This window comes from Virgibacillus sp. FSP13 (assembly GCF_054048505.1).
The window spans coordinates 1-21428 of record NZ_JBSVKG010000030.1 but is presented as its reverse complement, the minus strand read 5'-3'; the positions used below and the strand labels follow the sequence as shown (position 1 = coordinate 21428).

Annotated in this window: 17 protein-coding genes; 3 read left to right on the top strand and 14 right to left on the bottom strand. The window is 39.0% G+C overall.

Annotation, left to right across the window (positions count from 1 at the left end; all coding sequences use genetic code 11):
- Positions 1-2 precede the first annotated feature (2 nt).
- Genes ACW2QC_RS18000 through ACW2QC_RS17990 form a run of 3 tightly spaced genes read right to left on the bottom strand, consistent with a single transcriptional unit; the run spans position 3 to position 4181 of the window.
- Positions 3-182 (bottom strand): hypothetical protein, encoded by a 180-nt coding sequence (locus ACW2QC_RS18000; protein WP_457545324.1) that lies wholly within the window; start codon positions 180-182, stop codon positions 3-5.
- Between the two features lie 37 nt (positions 183-219).
- Positions 220-3657: a hypothetical protein gene (locus ACW2QC_RS17995; protein WP_457545323.1), complete on the bottom strand. Its 3438-nt coding sequence runs from the start codon at positions 3655-3657 to the stop codon at positions 220-222.
- Between the two features lie 50 nt (positions 3658-3707).
- Complete coding sequence (locus ACW2QC_RS17990; RefSeq protein WP_457545322.1) at positions 3708-4181, bottom strand: NUDIX hydrolase; 474 nt, start codon at positions 4179-4181, stop codon at positions 3708-3710.
- Positions 4182-4358: 177 nt separating this feature from the next.
- Here ACW2QC_RS17990 and ACW2QC_RS17985 point away from each other — a divergent pair, with 177 nt between their 5' ends.
- A complete protein-coding gene (locus ACW2QC_RS17985; protein ID WP_457545321.1) occupies positions 4359-4901 on the top strand; it encodes a GNAT family N-acetyltransferase in 543 nt (180 codons plus the stop codon).
- 117 nt (positions 4902-5018) lie between these two features.
- On the opposite strand, the gene ACW2QC_RS17980 is transcribed toward ACW2QC_RS17985, so the two are convergent.
- Positions 5019-5378, bottom strand: coding sequence for a MerR family transcriptional regulator (locus ACW2QC_RS17980; protein WP_457545320.1), 360 nt, complete (start codon positions 5376-5378; stop codon positions 5019-5021).
- 488 nt (positions 5379-5866) lie between these two features.
- Here ACW2QC_RS17980 and ACW2QC_RS17975 point away from each other — a divergent pair, with 488 nt between their 5' ends.
- A complete protein-coding gene (locus ACW2QC_RS17975) occupies positions 5867-6352 on the top strand; it encodes an N-acetyltransferase family protein (protein ID WP_457545319.1) in 486 nt (161 codons plus the stop codon).
- Between the two features lie 826 nt (positions 6353-7178).
- Here ACW2QC_RS17975 and ACW2QC_RS17970 read toward each other — a convergent pair.
- Together ACW2QC_RS17970 and ACW2QC_RS17965 are read right to left on the bottom strand one after the other, a co-directional pair.
- Positions 7179-7478, bottom strand: coding sequence for a 4a-hydroxytetrahydrobiopterin dehydratase (locus ACW2QC_RS17970; protein ID WP_457545343.1), 300 nt, complete (start codon positions 7476-7478; stop codon positions 7179-7181).
- A gap of 187 nt (positions 7479-7665) precedes the next feature.
- Entirely contained in the window at positions 7666-9381 is a 1716-nt protein-coding gene (locus tag ACW2QC_RS17965) for an ABC transporter ATP-binding protein (RefSeq protein ID WP_457545318.1), read from the bottom strand.
- Between the two features lie 254 nt (positions 9382-9635).
- Here ACW2QC_RS17965 and ACW2QC_RS17960 point away from each other — a divergent pair, with 254 nt between their 5' ends.
- Positions 9636-10016, top strand: a complete 381-nt coding sequence (locus tag ACW2QC_RS17960; protein WP_457545317.1) for a DoxX family protein — start codon at positions 9636-9638, stop codon at positions 10014-10016.
- Between the two features lie 362 nt (positions 10017-10378).
- Here ACW2QC_RS17960 and ACW2QC_RS17955 read toward each other — a convergent pair whose 3' ends face one another.
- The 8 genes from ACW2QC_RS17955 to ACW2QC_RS17920 form a co-directional block, all read right to left on the bottom strand.
- A complete protein-coding gene (locus tag ACW2QC_RS17955) occupies positions 10379-11596 on the bottom strand; it encodes a S1C family serine protease (protein WP_457545316.1) in 1218 nt (405 codons plus the stop codon).
- A 113-nt stretch (positions 11597-11709) separates the two neighbouring features.
- Positions 11710-12507: an MBL fold metallo-hydrolase gene (locus tag ACW2QC_RS17950; protein ID WP_457545315.1), complete on the bottom strand. Its 798-nt coding sequence runs from the start codon at positions 12505-12507 to the stop codon at positions 11710-11712.
- A complete protein-coding gene (locus ACW2QC_RS17945; protein ID WP_457545314.1) occupies positions 12504-13430 on the bottom strand; it encodes a two-component system regulatory protein YycI in 927 nt (308 codons plus the stop codon). Before ACW2QC_RS17945 ends, ACW2QC_RS17950 begins: the two co-directional genes overlap by 4 nt.
- A 2-nt stretch (positions 13431-13432) precedes the next feature.
- Positions 13433-14728, bottom strand: coding sequence for a YycH family regulatory protein (locus ACW2QC_RS17940; protein WP_457545313.1), 1296 nt, complete (start codon positions 14726-14728; stop codon positions 13433-13435).
- Positions 14728-16554 (bottom strand): cell wall metabolism sensor histidine kinase WalK, encoded by a 1827-nt coding sequence (gene walK, locus ACW2QC_RS17935; protein ID WP_457545312.1) that lies wholly within the window; start codon positions 16552-16554, stop codon positions 14728-14730. Before walK ends, ACW2QC_RS17940 begins: the two co-directional genes overlap by 1 nt.
- 6 nt (positions 16555-16560) lie before the next feature.
- A complete protein-coding gene (yycF, locus tag ACW2QC_RS17930; RefSeq protein WP_457545311.1) occupies positions 16561-17265 on the bottom strand; it encodes a response regulator YycF in 705 nt (234 codons plus the stop codon).
- A 191-nt stretch (positions 17266-17456) separates the two neighbouring features.
- Entirely contained in the window at positions 17457-18911 is a 1455-nt protein-coding gene (locus tag ACW2QC_RS17925; protein ID WP_457545310.1) for a peptidoglycan DD-metalloendopeptidase family protein, read from the bottom strand.
- Between the two features lie 456 nt (positions 18912-19367).
- Complete coding sequence (locus ACW2QC_RS17920) at positions 19368-20654, bottom strand: adenylosuccinate synthase (protein ID WP_457545309.1); 1287 nt, start codon at positions 20652-20654, stop codon at positions 19368-19370.
- Positions 20655-21428 lie beyond the last annotated feature (774 nt).

Sequence of the window (21428 nt, the reverse complement as noted above, 5' to 3'; positions counted from 1 at the left end):
GCCTACTCTACCCATGCCGTTTGTTTTCGGTTAGGCCCTGTTCGTAATGTTTGTTGCTTTTTAATCTCGCAGTTGATATAGAATGCGACATAACAGCAACGTGATTCCGCTGCGGGCATCGCTTTCGGCGGGCTCGGGACGATGTTTTCGTTCCCGCGCTGATGTTTTCGCTCTCCCGCCAATATTTCTGCTCTCGCGCTGATGTTCTCTCTATTTCCGTCAGTCCCACCGCTTTATTCGCTGTACAACTTTTTTATAAAAAATGGTTGCCAACGTTTCTTTTCCGTCCGCTGTTTTCTGCTTGTGCCATTCATTATAACTTGCCACCGCAATTAAAATGGATCCTGCTATTAAAAGATATGCCCACCATGGTAGGTTCCCCCAGTATGGCCTTGTTTGTAAGAAAACATTCAGGAGCAATACACCTGCACCGACAAAGAAAAATGCCTTTCGCTGAAAAGCCATCCCACCAAGCATCGAGGCAAGAGATAGCACTCCCATGATCAATGCATCATAAATAGTCGAGCTTGCCAGTGCATCCTGGATGAGCAATAGGGAAACAATTACAAGAATTGCCCACTGTATATAATTTACAGTCGATTTATACTCTCCGCTCGCTACCTTTTTCAGGATAATAGCGACAATGACCCATGGCAATACATATAGTTCCCGCTCAATTAAATCATAGATTCCTACATTACCGAGTAACACATAGTAAGGCTGCAGCAAGTAAACACATGCACCAAATAACATCCATTTTGTAGGCACATCTGGAATACGTCTACGCTGTAACAATAGGAATAGTGAGATTAATATCCCTGGTAACAGTTTTGTCCAGAGCGGTTCTGCTGTTACCACATACAAATTACATAGCGCAATAAAACCAATAATCGAATACCAATCAACCTTGTATGGGATTCCTTCCTTTTGTTCCTCATACATACGAGGATAAATCAGTAAACCAACAATAGTAAGGACCACCGCAAACACAATAAGCCTAAATAGCATGGCATAATCCGTTGTGAGCAGTCCACCTTGATAAAGCCATAGCCCATAGAAGACCAGTGCAAGCGGGAAAACATTATAGACATCCCATTTTTCCTTATGCATCATGAATAGTGTCAACGTTGCATAAAGCAATGTAACAATAAATAATGTAAAGTCAAGGTCTCTCACTAATGTGAAAACCAAGATACCAAACACGGAAAACGGAATAACATAGAAGGCGATCCTCCTCGTCCACGCCCCTTTGCTGAAGAACCAACCAACAGCAATAACAATACTCGTTACAAGCATGGCATAATGAACATGTTCGCCTAACTCCAATAAAATAAACAATAAACTAAGTCCGATCCAAAACGTGAAAAAACTAGCATATAAAAAGCTCAGGATCACCCATTCGACTTTAGCCCTTTTTAGACTAATTCCATATATAATCACAGCTAACATGAACGCCCAGACAGCATTTTCATCCGAAAACATTAAACTAGCAAGCAAAGCAAATGGGAGATAAAGATGGCCCGCCCACCAGAAACTATTTGCTAACTTTAAGTCATGCTTATTAATCAAGGCACCTACAATCAAAATCAGTACCACACCAATCACAAATTGCAGCGAGCGAAAGATCTCCGACTGTATATTGAATTGCGAATGAATCGCAACTAATACTGTGATGTAATACATGAGCGAGATGCCACTGACAACATGAGATACAACAAGCAACTTTGTCTTCCGGTAAAGCAAATATGCCATTGCAATTCCACCAAGCATAATAACTGCACGAAGCATAGAATCAAAATCAAAGTTAAACGTTAGCAATATCCCCAACGCATAAAATCCATATGCCGTGTAAAATGCATGTTCTTCGTACGATTTATGCTGAAATTGTCGCCATCCAAAACTAGTAAGAAGAACAACAAGACCCGCCAAAACAAAACTCTCTGCTTGCATTGGTCCAGCATAATAGTCGATTGCCGTATTATTTTCAACAGCAGCATAGAACATCATAACTGCTAGACCTAATGATACTGCATGAATCCATGAAGCGGCATCACCCTGTGTAAACATGTTCCTCTTTTCAAATCGTTCCATAAATAATGCCGTGATACTTATTAGAAGTAGCATGGTTCCAACCTGCCACCAGTTTAAAAATAAGAAGTCAGCTAAAACACATAACAACATAACGATCCCGCCAACATCGCGTGAACTTTCTTTAATTGTTTGGAAAAATGATACCTTCAACAAGCAACCAAACACAATATACAGAGACAGCCCCATCACAAACAGTGGCAAACTTAATGCCTCATAACCAAACCATTCCTGACCAAACAAAACAACCTCATACAGTGCACTCATCATAAATACGGGACTCAAGTAAGTAAACAATCGTTGCTTTGTCATGTTGGAAAGAACCACGAAATTCAAGGCAATTATCACATACGCCAGCAGCATGACAAACGAAGGATCATTCATCCGCATCATAATTCCTTCAAAGCTGATATACAGAAATGCACACGCAGACACTACTGCACTTGTATAACGGAAAGCTATTTTCAATGAATGGTCATCTGCTATAAATCTCGGAATTGCCAAAAACACAAATCCTAATAAGGCATAGACAATGGCTCCAACTTCCTGCAAAACGGAAAACTCAATCAACTGATATGCACCATAAACAAGCATCACACTGAAGACAAAATGATATTCCTTATGTTTCGTTATCGAGATCATAGCAAAATAAAGGATTGCTGTTAAAATCAAATTAAAACTATACATCAATTCTTGGTCATAAAAAACGAGCATCAATAATGTTGAGAAAACCAAATTGAATTGGAGATAAAGTACAAATTCCTTCATAAATAGCTGTATTTGCTGCTTATCCTTAAGCCATCTGTACATCAACATAAGCAATCCATTAAATAACATGATTCCAAGATAAAACCCATCGACAGGCAAATACAGAGCCGCTAACAAAAAGCCCGCAAAACTAGTAACAGTCACATACGAGAACCAAACGAACAGCCGTGATAATAGTTTTTTAGCCAGCAACAGATATACGGGTAGAATAACGAAGCTACCAACAGCTCCAAATAGATAGCGCCCATCTCCAGCAACAGAAAAGTATGGACCAAGTAATTCAAAAAAACCTACTGACAAAATGGCAATTGGCAAGAACAAACTACCTAGCACATAAAAAGCAAATGCCGTTTTTTCGATTGTTAAAATTCGTTTGGTAAAAAGCGCAAGCCCAAAAAATAGTATCGAAACGAGCGCTACTAATCCAGACTTCATCCAATTGGCTAACGTTTCCCACGTACTCGTTGCAAGCACAAGTCCGCCGATTAGCAACAGGACAACCCCTAAATTCAGTGACCAGGTAATATTTCGCTCTCGTATCTCTTGCGGTGATAATGTTTTCTTTACGACAACAGGATCCTTCTTAGGTTCCGTTTCTATTGGTCTAGCTTTCTCGACTATCTCCGTGTCTTGTATTTGTGCAGACGCTTCTGCCTCCCTTTGCTCCAGGTCTGTATAATAGTGATCGTGCGCCTTCACAACTTGATTGTATATTTCTGATGGTATGTACTGCGCATCTTCCAGTTGTTTCAGTTCTTCCTTAACGATTCGCTGCCTTGATCTATTTTGCATATTGTCCATCTCATTCACACCTTAAAAGCCTTTACAAAAGCTCCTCATTTTCATCTTTATTATTCATCCTTAACAATCAAATGTTCTGTATGCGTGGGGATATTCTTCAATCCCGCTGTCAAAAACACAGGATATAAAATAATTTTTTCAAGTTCATCTATCGGTACCCACTGATAGATTAACCTATCTCCCTCCAGCCCATGAAAAGCTTTTTTCCTAAAATGATTCAAGCCATCAGCCGTGGAGATACTATAATAGATCCCCATTTCATGAAAGTCTTGATCGCGATATTTAAAAAAATGTTCCGCTATCCAAAGTGTACGATTTACTGTAATAGCAATTCCAAGCTCCTCTTGCATTTCCCTTCTAATACTTGTTCTTGTATCTTCGCCAATTTTGACTCTGCCGCCAGGAATTGACCAATTTTCATCATTCCTGTCTTTATGAATCAGCACATGATTATTTTCAATCCAAACCGCTGCCACACGGTAATTAAATACTGTTTCTTCTATATCAAATACAATGTCCATCATTTCCCTACTTTCGTCATAAAAAAATTCCCCTCCAAACAAATACAACATACCACTCTAAAATTCCTGCAAGCGTTAGGTCCTAAATAAATAAATCATCCGCAAAAAAACATCTCCACTTGACTGAATTTTGTGATACAATACCCCTTAACTAAATTATTCGATAAGGGATGTGTTTCTATGTTTTTACATGAAGTCGATGAAGAAATTGCACTAAAACTATTAGATACAAGTGACACACCTGCATTGTTTAACCTAACAGATGATTCACGTCATTATTTGCGTGAATGGCTTTCATGGGTAGATAATACCGTAACTGTAAATGATTCTAAAGCATTTATCGAGCACACATTACAAATGTATGCAGAGAAGAAGATGATAACAACTGGTATTCTTTTTAAAGGTGAACTCGCAGGTACAGCTTCGTTCAATCGACTTGATTGGACTAACAGAATCGGAAGCATTGGTTATTGGTTGGGACAGGATTATCAAGGCAATGGAATTATGACAAGGGTTGCGCGTGCGTTAACTGATTATGGCTTCCAAGAATTAAAACTAAACAAAGTCGTTATTCGCGCCGCTTATGAAAATCAAAAAAGCAGATCCATTCCCGAACGACTAGGCTTTCAAAAAGAAGGACAACTAAGGCAAGCTGAATGGCTTTATGATCATTATGTTGATCACGTTGTCTACGGGATGCTGGCAAGAGAGTGGGTGGATTAATAATGCAGGGCCGTTGATCGTTTATGCGAGCATGTCGATCGATAATACGGGGCCGTTGATCGATTATACAATGCTGTCGATCGATAATGTGGATAATTTGTTAGCTATGTTAATCGCCTAAGCATTTAAGTGACTTAACACAGCTAGCATTTCTTTCACCTGCTCCTTACGATGTTTTATTGCCTGTTCCTCTTCTAATAACTGCCTCTGTCTCGCTTGCATTTTTTCGGTTATTCCCGCTAACAGTTCTGGTGACCCACAGCCTTTCTTTCGTTTTATCTCAAACATGAACTGAATTTCCTTTAAGGACATGCCCAACTCCTGCATTTCCTTAATCGCATGGAAATCCTGAATATCTTTCTCCACATATATCCGCCGGTTATGATCCCATCTGGGCTGAATCATGCCTAATTCCTCATAATGTCTAACCGTATCCTTCGTCGTTTCTACCGCCTTAATAAATGCACCAATTTTCATGTTAAAACATCACTCCTGAAAAAATTTCTATTTACATGGGGTTAACCCCACTATGTATGATAAATATACCAATTTAACATGAGGGGTGTTAAAGATGATCCATAGCTATCTAATTGTTCTGTATTCTTTATTAAGTATAACAGGAAGTTTGCTTTATTTCCGAAGTAATTTTAGTCAACTCCGATTATCGCAACATTTATCACTAATATTGTTCACGTGTGTCCATTTATACTTTCTACTATTAGGCATTCGTTCATTTTTTGGTACTGTCCAGTTCATTGCCATTTTATTAGGTATATTTCTCGTCATCAGTTCCCGGATTATCAATGGCAAGGCACTATACAACAAAAACAATTGGAGCCACTACCTTATAACAGTCCCTTTCCTGATCATTGTTTTCATTCTCTATTGGAAAAATCTATAAAAAACAACCAAATCACTCGGAAAATATGTTAAACTATTAGAAATTTTCGGAGAGGATGACGAAGATGGACTATTTGGTTCGCAACATGAAAAGAGACGATATACCACACGTGCAGTATGTCGCAAAAACAAGCTGGAATAGTACGTATGAAGGGATCATACCAAGGGAAATTCAGGATAACTTTTTGCGAGTTGCTTACAATGATGACAGGATGGAAAAGCGCTTGGCAGGATCATATTTGTATGTAGTGGAAACTGGTGGGGAAATTGTTGGCTTTGCAAACTTCTCTCCAGTTAATAAAGAGGGAAAGGCTGAACTTGGTGCAATATATTTGTTACCTGATTACCAAGGGTACGGGTTGGGGACTACTTTGCTTAATAGGGGAATTGCCGAACTCAAAGGTGTTAAGGAAATATTTATTAGTGTGGAAAAGGACAACGAGATTGGAAAAAGATTTTATGAGGCAAAAGGGTTTGATGTTATTTCCGAGTTTGATGATAACTTTGATGGGAACATTTTAAAAACGATTCGAATGGTCCTACATGTATAAAGCCCGCCACTTTTAGCTAACGGGTTCTGTTTAGGAAGGGAAATAACTAATTTAGTATTGTTTTCCTTTTCCTAGAATACTCAAATTAGAACAGTAATTAATAACCATATCAGCAAACAAAGTGAGCGGTAAAGAATGATGTAACATAAATTGATAAACGCTGAATGTAGCTCCGGAAGCACATTTAGGTCTTGAACTGATCCACTGTGAGCAAAGACACTCTCTACAGAGGCTCAGCGACTTCGCTATTCCTAGAAGTCTTCGGGTATTTCCTACGCTTGATAATGGGGAATTTTTTATAATTGGTTGATAAAGTACAATGGTGTGGATTCAAAATAATGATGAGATGTTTAAAACAAAGTAACGATGTTTATAAAAATGTTGTGAAATTTACTTTGAATATGCTTTGTCTAAAGGGGGCGCCTAGGTTAGTCTAGATGGGTAGGCAGCGAGATAAAAATAATCCCTCACATACCTGCTAGAATGCATGAGGGATTATTTTTTATGGTTTTTATCAGAAACGATATCAAACAATAGTATGGCGAAGTTGATCCATTTAATTGTAACCCACTATTTTAGCGAGCTTTACTTTTTCTTATAAGTAAGGAGTGTATAAAATTTAGCTCAAAATTGTTCCTAGTTATTACGAGCCACGTCCAGCTCCAGCGCTAAAGCGACTAGCGAGACTTCCCTCACCTCCTGCCCCACACGAGGCGGGGTAGTTCGACGTTGCCACAGGACGTGGCGCTCTTAGTCGAACTTCCTTATCGGTTCGCTTCCGCTTTTGTCTTTTCGACATTTCCCGGGAAATATCGGCAAAACTCTCTTATTTTTCTGCCGCTTCATACAACTCATCAAAGTGGTTTATCATTTCAAAATCTAAGTCTGTTAACCCTTTTGCCTGCCAGGAAGTAATTTTAAGGGTGACAGCTTTATAGTCGATCGAAATAAACGGATGATGATTCTTACCTTCTGCATACTCCGCAATTTCGTCAACAAAACGTACCCCTGCAAGGAAGTTTTTAAAGTGATACTTTCGAGCAACCCACTTTTCATCAAGCCGCTTCCATTTCGGTAATTGTTCCAGTTCCTTAGTAATTTGCTCCTCGGTCAACCGTTCCATAATCCAATGCTCCCTTCCATTTATTCGCTCCATCTTGCTGTTACCTTTAGTTTAACAGAATTAATCGTAGAATACTGCCCTCTAAAACTGACAATTTTGACTTATGCACAGCTTATCCACAGATTTTTGTGTATAAGTGTGTGGAAAATCTATTAACAGCTGTGTATAAGTTTTGTCGCATGTGGATCTGTTACCGCATCTGTACCTTATGCAAATGGGCAAACAATCCATTGCGTTTTAACAATTCTTCATGGTTTCCCTCTTCTTCAATACCATTCTTCGTCACAACCATGATTCGATCGGCGTTCTTAATTGTCGCTAAGCGGTGCGCAATAATCAGTGTTGTTCGATCTTTTGCTAACTCATTCAACGCCTTCTGTATAATCGTCTCTGTTTCGGTGTCCAGTGCGGATGTTGCTTCATCCAGTATAAGAATTGGTGGATTCTTCAAGAACATTCGGGCAATCGCAATCCGTTGCTTCTGACCACCGGAAAGCTTCAATCCCCGCTCACCAACTTGTGTTTCATATCCATCTGGAAGTTCCTTTATAAACTCTTCCATATGGGCACGTTTGGCAGCCTGTTCAATTTCTTCATTCGTAGCATCCAGCTTTCCATATGCAATGTTTTCCCGTAATGTACCAGTGAATAAAAATACATCCTGTTGAACAATACCTATTTGATTGCGTAGTGATTCTTTTGTCATATCACGCACATCAATGCCGTCAATGGATATGCTACCACTATCAACATCATAGAACCGTGGAATTAGCGAGCAAATTGTTGTTTTTCCAGCGCCTGATGGTCCAACAAACGCCACTGTTTCGCCAGCGTTAATCCCTAGGTTTAGTGCTGTTAATACTGGTCCTTGTGTTTTTTCATAGCCAAATGTCACCTTATAGAAAGTGATATCTCCTTTTAATGCACTTACCTGCTGGGCACCTTTACGGTCGACTACTTCTGGTGCAATGTCGAGCATATCGGTAAACCGCCTAAATCCCGCCATTCCTTTTGGATATAGTTCAAGTAAAGCACTGATTTTCTCAATCGGTTTAAATAATACATTGGTAAATAGCACAAAAGCCACTAATTCACCCATTTCAAGCTTGTCATTAAAGGCCAACCAAGAACCAACAACAAGGACAATTAATACGATAAATCGCATCAACATATAGATGTTGGAATTGACGAATGCCATAACTTTGTACGCACCAATCTTTGCAGATCGAAAGCTGTAGTTATCTTTTGTGAAACGATTCATTTCAAATTTTTCATTGGTAAATGACTGTACAACGCGAACTCCCGATACAGCATCCTCTACACGTGCATTAACGTCTGCAATGTCGTGGTACATCTTGCGCCATGCTTTGCTCATTTTGATATTACTATAGGCAATCAACCAAACAAGGATTGGAACAATGATCAAAATGATGACAGACAGTTGGAAATTGATATTAAACATCAATAGAAATGCCCCAACAAACGTCATGATCGCAATAAAAAAATCCTCTGGGCCATGGTGAGCAAGTTCTCCGATATCAAATAAATCATTCGTTATTCGACTCATAATATGTCCTGTTTTTATATTGTCAAAAAATCGAAACGACTGCTTTTGCACGTGGTTAAACAGCTGCTGGCGCATATCTGTTTCAATATTGACACCAAGCTTATGTCCCCAATACGTAACAATGTACTGCAAAAAGGTGCTAAGTAAATAGACAAGCAAAAGGCCAATACTAACTAGCACAATTAAATTCCAATTTTCACTTGGCAAAAGACTATCAATAAACGATTGTACGGCAACAGGAAAAGCCAATTCCAAAAGCGCCACAATCACCGCACACGAAAAATCAATAATAAATAAACGGCGATGTGGTTTATAGTATGACAAAAAACGTCTTATCATGTGCTGCACTTCCTCTTTTTATGTATGTATACCGGAATTATAAGTGTTGATGGACAGCTTAGCAACAGGAATGCATTTTAAAAGGGCAAATCTCGTATGTTTTCAAGCGAACCGGGCATATAAAACAATTTCCACATTATTTTATATGCCTTAAACAAAGGAAAATAACTTTTCAAAAAGCTTGTCAAAGTTGTCCACCCTTTTGCATATACTTTAAAAAAAGGCGGGGCAGACCCCAAATTGGAGGTGTACAAATGAGCAAATTGCCTATGATAAACTGGATTTGTTACGCTGTTGGCTATGTCTTTATTACTTCTGGAATAATGAAGCTGCTCGTTGATGATTTCAAAGTGGTCTTCAGCAACCTAGCATTACCATTCCCGAATTCATTCTTATTCCTTGTAGCCATAACTGAGATTGTCTGTGGAACCCTTATCGTTAGTCGGCTTTATTTAAAACAAGCGACGGCACCACTTATTTTTATTATGCTTGCGGCAATATTTCTAACTAAAATTCCTATTCTCACGACAAATAATGGTTTTCTTTCGTTTCTATTTGAAGCACGACTTGACATTGTCATGCTTATCTTGTTGATTTTGCTATGGAAGCAAGTGCCAGGGAAGAAATTAAATTAGCTACTGGCAATGACCACACACAGGCTATAACATTTTGTCCGAGTTCGCGGGTGCGTCGCCCAAGTTCACGTGCGCATCGCCCGAGTTCGCGGGTACATCGCCCAAGTTCACGTGCGCATCGCCCGAGTTAACGGGTGCGTCGCCCAAGTTCGTGTGCGCATCGCCCATTGTTTTTCGCAGTGGATAACTAAATTGTTTCCTACCGCAATGTAGTTATCCACAAACTTATACACATATGCACAAATGTTCGCCATTAATAATAAAAATCGCCCCACAACGGAGCGATTTCTTAAATGTTTACATTTGCTTTCCCAAATTGTTGGGCAACACCCATCATCTTATCTTAAGGTCCGTTAATTTACCTACCGCTGTTCGCCAAGTTTAATCGTTGTTGATTGTTTTTTACCATCTCGATAATACACAACATCTACTTTATCCCCAATTTTCTTTTCATGATAAAGTATCTTTCTAAGATCAATCATGTTGAGAACTTCTTTACCATCGAGTTCCGTAATAACATCCAGCCGTTTTAACCCAGCCTGATCTGCTGGAGACATTGGTTCGATACTCCAAATATAGACGCCGCCTTTTACCTCTTTTGGCAAATTCAATGTATTTTTCCACTCGGTTTGCGGTACCTCATCAAGGGAGTAAATTTCAACACCTAAGTATGGCCTTGTTACCTTTCCTTTTTCGGCCAATTCATTAATTATTGGACGTGCCGTGTCAATTGGTATCGCAAAACCAATTCCTTCAACGGCGGTTTGATTGATTTTCATTGAGTTAATTCCAATCAACTGTCCTTCGATATTGATAAGTGCTCCACCACTGTTACCAGGGTTTATCGCAGCATCTGTCTGCAGCACCTCTGCTTGCCAATCTGCCCGGCCATCCTGGTTAAAGTCCTGTGGTATGGTCCGTTGTTTTCCACTAATAACGCCTTGTGTTACCGAACCAGAAAATCTCATGCCAAGTGGATTCCCAATCGCAATTGCCGGTTCACCTACTTTGACATTTGCAGATGAACCCATTTCAATTACCCCATCCACCTTGTCATCCTTCATGCGTAATACGGCCAGATCAGAAAATAAATCACTGCCTAATAACTCGGCTTTTAAATGAGTTTCATCAGATAGTACTATTTCTAATTCATCTGCACCTTCAACAACATGATGGTTCGTGATTACGTAAGCATTGCCGCCGTCTTTTTTATAAATTACACCTGAACCAGTACCAGCTTCACTTTCCTGTGCTTGTTGTTCCCAAAAATTCCCCTGACGTTGAATGTTGGAAACCCCAACAACTGCAGGACTTACTTTTTCAACTACATCGGTAATTTGGGTCGATACATCAACATTCACATAATTGTTTCCCGAATCATTCTCCAAGGTCCCATCACCACTAGAAAAACTCTCCGTTTGTTCTGCCTGTTCTGTCCATGAAGTTGGCAGTATATTCGATCGTAACGCTACAATTACAATAACAACACCTATGATAATACCAAATAGAACTGGAACAAAGCGGCGTTTCTTCTTAACTGGATTTGGGGGTGGGTTATGATTATCATCGTAATAGTCCATACGTACATCCCTCTCATTCTACCCATTCATTATCATATGTAGTAACGGCTAGTATGATGCGGAATTTATCCTTTTCATACTAGCTGTCTCATATCAGGGCGCCTAAAGCGATCTTAACCAACATCATACATAGATGTTGGTATATTTGGATCTGTATCAACTAGTTTAATCGTTTTGTCAACTTCTATACCACGTTCTTTTAATACACTTCCGACAGACATCCGCGCAAGATCCTTCATATTATTGTCTTGACTTAAATGCGCCAAATAAATACGCTTTGTACGATTACTGATAATATCCGTTAATGCTAACCCACTATCCTCATTAGAAACATGACCAGAATCACCTAAAATTCGTCGTTTTACATTCCACGGATATCGCCCCATTCGGAGCATACCAACATCGTGATTTGCTTCAAATATATATGCATCTGCATCTTCTACCGTCTTTTTAATTCGCTCAGACACATAACCAAGATCGGTCACAAGTGCTACTTTTTTCCCGTCATGACGGAATGTATAAAACATTGGTTCAGCAGCATCATGTGAGACACCAAATGACTCCACTTCTAGATCACTAAATGTCTTGACTGTTTCCATACCGAAATGGAACTTTTGATCAAGTGAAATGTTGCCGATTGAGCCCTCCATTGCCTTCCACGTTTTTTCATTCGCATATATCGGTAAGTTGTACTTTCGGGCAATGATCCCAAGTCCTTTAATATGATCGCTATGTTCGTGTGTTACGAGAATACCTGTCAGAGTCTCTGGATCAACCTGAACCTGGCTTAATAAATTGTCCATTTTCTTTCCGCTTAATCCTGCATCAACAAGTAATCTTTCCTTTTCTGATTCTATATAAAAGGCATTTCCTGTGCTGCCAGATGCCAACACACTAAAACGTAATGTCATTCTATCTCACTCCGATTAATTCCCTCTACCTTTGTAGTAAGTTCATCATTTATAGCCTTCTTAAGATCCTCATTACCTTTCATTTTTACGATTTCACTTTTGATTGCTGTAATCGATTCTTCAAGAAATGTAAGATCATCACTGGAAAACGCAAAATTTTCAATGGCATTGATGAAATAATTACGCTCCCCATTTACTGTTATTTTCCAAGTCGGGACAAACGTTTGCTCACCGCTTGTCATTGGTAGTGCTGTATAAAATCCAATCTTAGCATCCGTTACTTCTTCCCCAGTATGGAGTTCATTCTGATTGTATAAGGTGTCAATTGCTCGAATTGGTTTGATTAATTGTTTTTTACTTGTATCAAAATCTTCTACTTCTTCTCCTAACATTGTTTGAGTATAGAAGGTTATTTCATTTTCGTCATTTAAGTAGACCAGCAGCAACCCACTTTGGTTGAAATAGATTGGTTGGTCATTTTTCTCCTGAAAAAAAATCAGCACATTTAATTCCTTATTCCAATCCCAATACTTATAATCGTCAGGGTACAACATGTTACGTTTAATGACTTCTTTCGCCTCGTCACTATCCGCAATAGGGATTGGTTCTTTAAATTGGGATACAATCAAATTACCTGTAGCCAAGGCTGTTGTCTGATTATCAAATTTGGCTAGCTCGCCCATTTCCTTTTCAGTAAACATCTTCTGTTTCACGGAAATATACGATTCTTCCAATTCTCCATCTGGCAATTCCTTTGGTATTTTAATATCCTCCAATTTTAACTGTTGTTCAATCGTGGATTCTTGTTCTTCCATGACATCAAAGTCATTTTTTTCCTGCTTATCGAGAAATTGTATTAGCAAATAGACATCTAGAACAAGGAAGCAGAGGATAAATAGTGTTTTTATTTGACTCCATTGCATCCTCAACTCCCTCCTTTGTTAAGTGGTAATTCATCAAACATAATTTCTTTCCAGCTTCCATCTTCCTTCACGTACCAAGCAGGTTCAAGTGTTAAATAATATGGGAGATCGTTATCATCGTACACTAAATGGTAACCAATCTGAACATCGTCTATATTTGCTAATTTGTGATTAGAACTCTGCAAATAGTAGATAACATCACTACCAGACTTTAATTCCACAGAATCCCGACCTGGCATTGTATTTAACTTAAATAACGGTCTGTTATATTTATACAGTTCGCCATTTCGCCATTCTTGCTCAATAACTGATAAATCACTATTAAACACCGGATATCCGTCATAATACATTCGGTAACGGACAAAATTGGTTAACGTTTTTAACTCTTCCAAGTTATAATTGCCAGTCCATCCCTTATGTTCATTTATATTTCTCATACTAATATCCAGCAGAGGCAGCGGCGCCATTCGTTCATAGTTCGTATTGAGCGGATTAACAAATTCAATAACCCGTCCATCTCGTTGGACACGCATACCACGTATACCATCTGTATAATAAGCCCCACCTAAGTTGGAATTATTACGCCTAACGATTTCCGGATTGCTAAACAAAGCATTCACAAGCTGATCAGCATCTATATTCGTAACTGTTAATTTTTTTTGAGCGACCGTTTTTGAATGCTCTGGAATATATACTGGCAACCCCGTCTTATCAAGACTTACATATTCACTGAGCCCATTTTGTTTGGTTATATAGGACCATAGCAGATCAAATTTTTCCGAATTATTAACGAGGAAACTTGCCTGCTTATCGCCATTTGTCGACAAAAAGTGTAATTCCAATGATGAATCATTTACGTCAAACGTAATAAACAATCGTTGAAAGGACCAGTCTGGTAGTGTAATTTCTTCATTTAACGTAAAAAGGTAATTCACTATTTCCATTGGTAACTCGTCCGGAAATAGTAACTCCACTTGGTAATCATCTGTTGGAGGTCCATTAGCCCCTTTTGTCTCAAAATTGTATAATACCCATGACTGCATATCACGGTACAAGGTCTGCCGTTCTTTCGGATCCGAAAATCCATATAACTGGCTATGATTATGGAAGATAATGGACTTTGGTTCCACAAGGTTCTTTTTGGCTATATCACCTTCACCACCGATATCCGCTTCCGCATAATCCATATCCGCCAAAAATTTATAGTTAGGTTGGTAACTCCAAAGACCTAACGTTAAAAGTAGACTAATTCCAACTAATATCGCCAGTATAAATGATTTAATCGTCTCTAATTTCATTACCAACCCCTCCGCTTCTGATTCACCAGCGGAAGTGTAAAGAGAATAGTTGTCCCTTTACCTTCTTTACTTTTCGCCCAGATTTTACCATGATGTGCCTCCACAAGTTCCCGAGCAATTGCTAGACCTAAGCCTGTCCCACCAAGCTTTCTTGTTCGGGCTTTATCTGCTCGATAAAAGCGGTCAAATATTTTATCTACTTTTTCATAGGAAACACCGATACCTTGGTCTTGAATACTGACTAATACTTGATGTTTTCGTTTTTCCATCTTGAAGCGAATGGTTCCACCCTCGGGCGAATATTTGATGGCATTGGAAATAATATTATCTAATACTTGGGTCATTTTATCCTTATCCATCCATACATAAAATTGTCCCTCCGGAAGTTCACGCTGAAGCTTAATTCCTTCATGTTCACTCATATCAAATCGATCGATAATCTCGTGAAAATACGCCAGAAAGTCCGTTTCTTCCTTATGCAACCCATAGTCTTTATTATCCATTTTGGAAAGCTGTAATAAGTCATTAACCATTCGTATCATTCGTTCTGTTTCATTTTGTGTGACACGTAGAAATTTGGGTGCAATCTCTTTGTCCTGCCAAACTCCGTCTGTCAATGCTTCAATATAGCTACGCATCGTTGTTAATGGGGTACGTAGCTCATGAGAAACATTGGAAACAAATTCACGGCGCTCTTGCTCTACTTTTTGCTGCTCCGTAACATCGCTGATAACAGTTATAAATCCAATAATATCATCCTCATCATCGGAAATCGTTGAGAAATTAGCTCGCACTAAGAAAATGTGGTCATCCTCACTTAAATCAATGATCATCGAGCCATTGTTATGCATCTCAGTAAGGTCAACATCTTTTTCGCTTAATTGTAATGCATCAAGCAGGAATTCCCCTTTTAAATCGTCAGGATTCTCCCCAATGAGCCTTCCTGCGGCGTCATTCATTAGTGAGATGGCACCTGTTTCATCGGTTGCGATAACACCATCTGACATATTAGACAGCACAGAGCTCAATTTCCGCCGTTCCTCTTCAATGGTTGCATAGGAGTGTTTAAGCTGATCGTTCAAATCATTAAACGTTTCAGCAAGATTACCGATTTCATCAGCGCCATATACATTTACTTTCTGTGTAAAGTCTCCCTTAGCCATCGTAAGTGCCTGTCTGCGCATTTCTGAAATCGGTTTGGTAATTGTTCTAGCAACTAGGATACCAAGTAATGCGGATACAATGATTGCCAAAATGGATCCTTTTAAAAATATCTTATTAATGGTTTCTAGTTGATCGTAAACACCTTCCAAAGATGTCTCCAAGTAAATAGCACCAACCACATCTTCCCCATTCTTAATTGGCTCTACTTTAACAAACACACGATTACCCGACTTTGGATTCCGTTCGGTTTTCTCATCAAGAGCACCATATGAGATAGCTTTCGTAACAAATTCACCGGTTGTCTTTTTACCAATTTTATCTTGATCAGAATAATTATTTGCACCCAAAACCCGCCCAACTTTGTTTACAACTTGCAATTTGGTGATTTCTTCTGGGTCAACATTGTTAACAATATCCTGTACTTCTTGTTGCAGGGATGGTTCCGTTTCATCTTCCGTTCGATCCTCGGTAAAGACTTCTTTTAGGTTATAGGATAAATATTCAACCCGGTGTCTAACAGAGTCTTCAAAGTTGGTTGTCAACTGATCCTCCAGTTCCCGTGCAAAATAGGAGCCAATTACTTGGACAGCAACAAGTAGAAGCAATATATAAATAATAATAAACTTTAATTGTATCGAACGGAAAAAGCCGACTTTGTTCATATAAACCTACTCCTCGCCAGGATTGCGTAAATAATAACCTACTCCACGGCGTGTAACGATCCACATTGGATTACTTGGACTCTCCTCAATTTTCTCTCGTAATCTTCTTACGGTTACGTCTACTGTTCGTACATCACCGAAATAGTCATAACCCCATACCGTCTCAAGCAAATGCTCACGTGTCATCACCTGACCAATATGACGTGCTAAATAATGTAGCAATTCAAACTCACGATGGGTAAGCTCTACTTGTTCGCCATCACGTGTTACTGCATATGCATCCGGATGAATAACAAGACTTCCCATGACAATATCCTTTGTCGTTTTAACAGCATCATCAGGGACCTGTTGTTGTCTTCTAAGATTAGCTTTCACCCGTGCAATCAATTCACGGTTGCTGAACGGCTTTGTTACATAGTCATCTGCACCAAGCTCAAGGCCGAGCACTTTATCTATTTCTGCATCTTTTGCCGTTAGCATAATAATTGGCATGGATTGCGTTTTGCGAATTTCACGACATACTTCATTACCATCTTTATTCGGTAGCATAATATCTAGTAAAATCAAGTCAGGTTTTTCTGCTTCTGCTAGCTCGATTGCCTCATCACCATCATAAGCGCAAATCACTTGATAGCCTTCTTTTTCTAGGTTGAATTTCAATATATCTGCAATTGGTTGTTCATCATCGACTACTAAAATCTTCTGACTCATTCCAGTCACATCCTTTTTATCACGTGCTTCATACTATTCTATCGTATTTTACCTCAAATGTCTTTAGATGAATTCCTTCCATCTTAAAGGAGACCTTATCAAACGGGGACCTTCGTATTCATTGCCTATAGATAAAAAGGACTAACTCCAATGAATGTATTCGTAGGAGTTAGTCCTTTTGTTGATTGGCCTTAAAAATAATCTGCTGGGTGTTGCAGTGCGCCATTTTGATAAACTTCAAAATGTAAATGGGTACCGGTTGAGTCACCAGTTGAGCCCATCACACCAATCTTGCTGCCTTTTTCTACCGTTTGACCGGCATGGACACTAATAGAGGCAAGATGAGCGTAAACGGTTTGCATACCATTGTTATGGTTGATGACAATTTTATTTCCGTATCCACCACTATTCCAGCCCGCTGAAGCAACAACACCATTATCCGCTGCTAAAATGGAGCGGTTGCTCGGGCGTGCGATATCCATTCCTTTATGCATCGATCCCCACCGCATGCCAACATGACTGGAAACATACCCACCTATTGCTGGCCAGCTTAGATCTCCAGACCCACGTGAGGGTATAACTTTCGTACCTTTTATGATAATTTCTTTCGTCGGTTCTTCCAATACATTTTCATCGATAACTTTTTTGGAAGTGACCTTGCCATTTTTCATTTCAATCGCATAATGTACCACTTTTTTACCATCTTTACCTTTTTGCTTTACCTTCTCATCACCTTTATAAAGCTCGTCCGATTCAACAATCTCTGTCTCATGGTTAATTGTTTTTTCGTCTTTTTTCTCTTCTTTAACAATTACATCAACAAATGGTTTGTATTCGGTCACGTTGACTTCCTGATCAATTTGCAACAGTGAATCTTCGTTAAGTGATGGGTTTAATTCAAGCAACTCTTTTGTGGTTAAATCATACTTATTAGCGATATTGCCTAACACATCGCCTTCTTTAACCTGATAGGTGTTTTCTGTAAGTGTACCTTTTTCCAGTAACTTGACACCGTCTTTTACGGTTAAAACTTCTTTTGGTTGTACTTTTTGTTTAGAAAATGAAACTTTTTCCGATAATGCAACGTCTGTAATAATAGAATCTCCAACAGACAATTCCTTATCTTCTGGTTGATCTGAAGTTTTAGCTGAAGTATGTTCTTCTGTTAATTTTTCAAGGTCTTCTTCGTCGATATATTTTGCCTGATACGCTTTTAATGCAGCTTCAGCAGTATCTCGATCTTTAAAGTAGCCGGCTGTTTCATCTGCAATGTCTAGCTCAACGGCTTTTGCATGAACAGACAGCTCATGTTTCAATATGTCAGATACCTTATCATTATTATATGTAGGATTAAAAACTTTTTCAGGAACAACTGAGACATCCTCGCCGATTGCAATATCATAGTTGTCAAATTGCTCTTGTCCATTGGTGATTTTCTCTTCCACGATATTGTTAACAATTGTTTGGTCATCTACTTTGCCTATGTGCTCTCCATCAACATATACGTGAAAAACACTTACCAGTTCACCTTTCTCTTCCGCAAAAACTGTCGGACTTAATAGACCGAAGCTTAAACATGTCGTCATTACTATTTTAGTTAGTAGACTAGTTCGTTTCCGCTTACATTTCCAACTATCTGTTACCACTGTGGACTTCCCCCTTACAAAAACCAGTACATCTTAGTATTTCCTTCTATAGGTCTAAAGACTTCCTTTATACCCTCTACTAATCTACCATAAGTAATGTAAGCAGAAAACAGATTTTGTCGGAATGTAACGAAACTGTATCATAGCTCCCAGTAAATTGAATTATTTTTATCTAAAATGTGTAAAATGACACATATAGTTGCTTTTTTACGACATTTTATTACACTTATGTTACAAAAATCGATAAAATAAGTGCTTCCTGTGTAATGGTCGGAAAAAGCACCGGTTGATGCAGCCACATTTGGTCGTGTTCCCGTGATTCCGGTTGATGTACTTACAATTCGGTCGATGTCCCCGCGATTCCGGTTGATGTGCTGCTCGATTCGGTTGATGCCCCGCATTTCCGATTAATCTAAAAAACCCTACCATAGCATATAACCTGGTAGAGTTTTTTTATTAACTATACACACTACGTACGACGTTAGTTTGTGTACGATCCGGTCCGACTGAGAAAATAGATAGTGGGATCTCGGAAAGTTGGGAGATTCGTTCTAAATAATGTCTTGCGTTTTCTGGTAACTCATGAAGACTTTTAGCGTTTGTAATGTCTTCTGTCCAGCCTGGCATTTCTTCATAAACAGGTTCACATTCAGCTAAAACAGCTAAGCTCGCTGGAAATTCATTCATTATTTCCCCTTTGTAACGGTAGGCGACACAAATTTTCAATGTTTCAATCCCTGTCAAAACATCCAAGGAATTTAGTGATAAGTCGGTAATACCACTTACACGGCGAGCATGTCGAACAACTACACTGTCAAACCAGCCAACTCGTCGTGGTCGTCCTGTCGTTGTCCCATATTCACGGCCAACCTCACGAATTTGATTGCCGACTTCATCATGTAGCTCTGTCGGAAATGGCCCATCACCTACACGCGTTGTATATGCTTTTGACACACCAACAACATGATTGATTTTTGACGGACCTACCCCAGATCCAATCGTCACGCCACCAGCAATCGGGTTTGATGATGTTACAAATGGATATGTTCCTTGATCGATATCCAGCATGACCCCTTGCGCACCTTCAAACAACACGCGGCGACCGCCATCAAGGGCATCATTCAATACGACAGACGTATCACAAACATATTTAGCAAGCTGTTGTCCATAATCGAAGTATTCTTCTAAAATATCTTCTACATTTATTGGCTCTACTTCATATACTTTTTCAAACAAACGGTTTTTTTCTCGTAAATTTTGCTCTAATTTCGATTGGAAAGCTTCTTTGTCCAGCAAGTCAGCGATCCGAATCCCGCAACGAGCTGCTTTATCCATATATGCCGGTCCAATTCCTTTTTTCGTCGTACCAATTTTATTAGCACCTTTATCCTCTTCCTGAAGAATGTCCAGTTTAAGATGATACGGTAAAATAACGTGTGCTCGATTACTAATACGTAAATTGTCCGTTGCGACGTTGCGCTCATGTAAATAGGCAAGTTCTTCAACAAATGCTTTTGGATCAATTACCATACCATTTCCTAATACACATGTTTTTTCTGGAAAGAATATACCAGATGGAATCAAATGTAATTTATACGTGACTTCATCAAACTTAATTGTATGTCCTGCATTGTTACCGCCTTGATAACGGGCAACAACCTCTGCATTCTGGGAAAGAAAGTCGGTTATTTTACCTTTCCCTTCATCTCCCCACTGTGTTCCAACCACTACTACTGAGGACATAGTGCACCTCCATATAAAAATATGTTGATTATTTGTATTTTTAATTTTTAACAGTATAAGTTTATCAATAACTATGGATTTAGTCAATCTAAACACGAACATTGAGTAATTCAGTTCATATAACGTTCGTTTAATCTTAGCACCGGCTACTATTAGTATGGTTATTTTTTTGTTTTTAAACACTTTTGCTGTTATTTTTAGGACCTCTTTGTATGGATTGTGCTATTTGGGCAGTTGCCACAATAAAAAGACATATAAAATAGTAATTATGTGGAAAATCGTAAATAACAATGCAAATAAAGTGCTAAATCGCAATGTTTTAGCACTCTTATTTTTAGGTTCATATATAAGATTTTATTGTTTTCTTAGGCTATTTTCAAAAAAAAGTTACCTTCGAATGCTGAATTTTATCTAATAGTTGATAGACACTGCGACATAACTTTTACGTGACTTTCCCTCGTCCTTTTCAAGATGAGTGGTAATTCGCGGCTTGGGGAAAATACTCGCTTTCCATGGGGAACACTTCAGCCTCCTCGCGAGCAAAAACCGCTCACTTTGGTGTCTTCAGACTGTTCCTTTTCCCATAGGACAGGGAATGCTTCGGCAGCACTACATCCTTCGTAAGAAAATTGGTTTGTATTTTCAAGGAGTCTCGCATTTTTCCGCAGCTTAGAATAGCTTTCTGTTCAAGGGAGTAAAAGTCCGTGTAACGTAGATTCCATGGCTTTCCCCTTTCGATAATCAGAGCACCACTACCAGCGGAGGCTGAATACG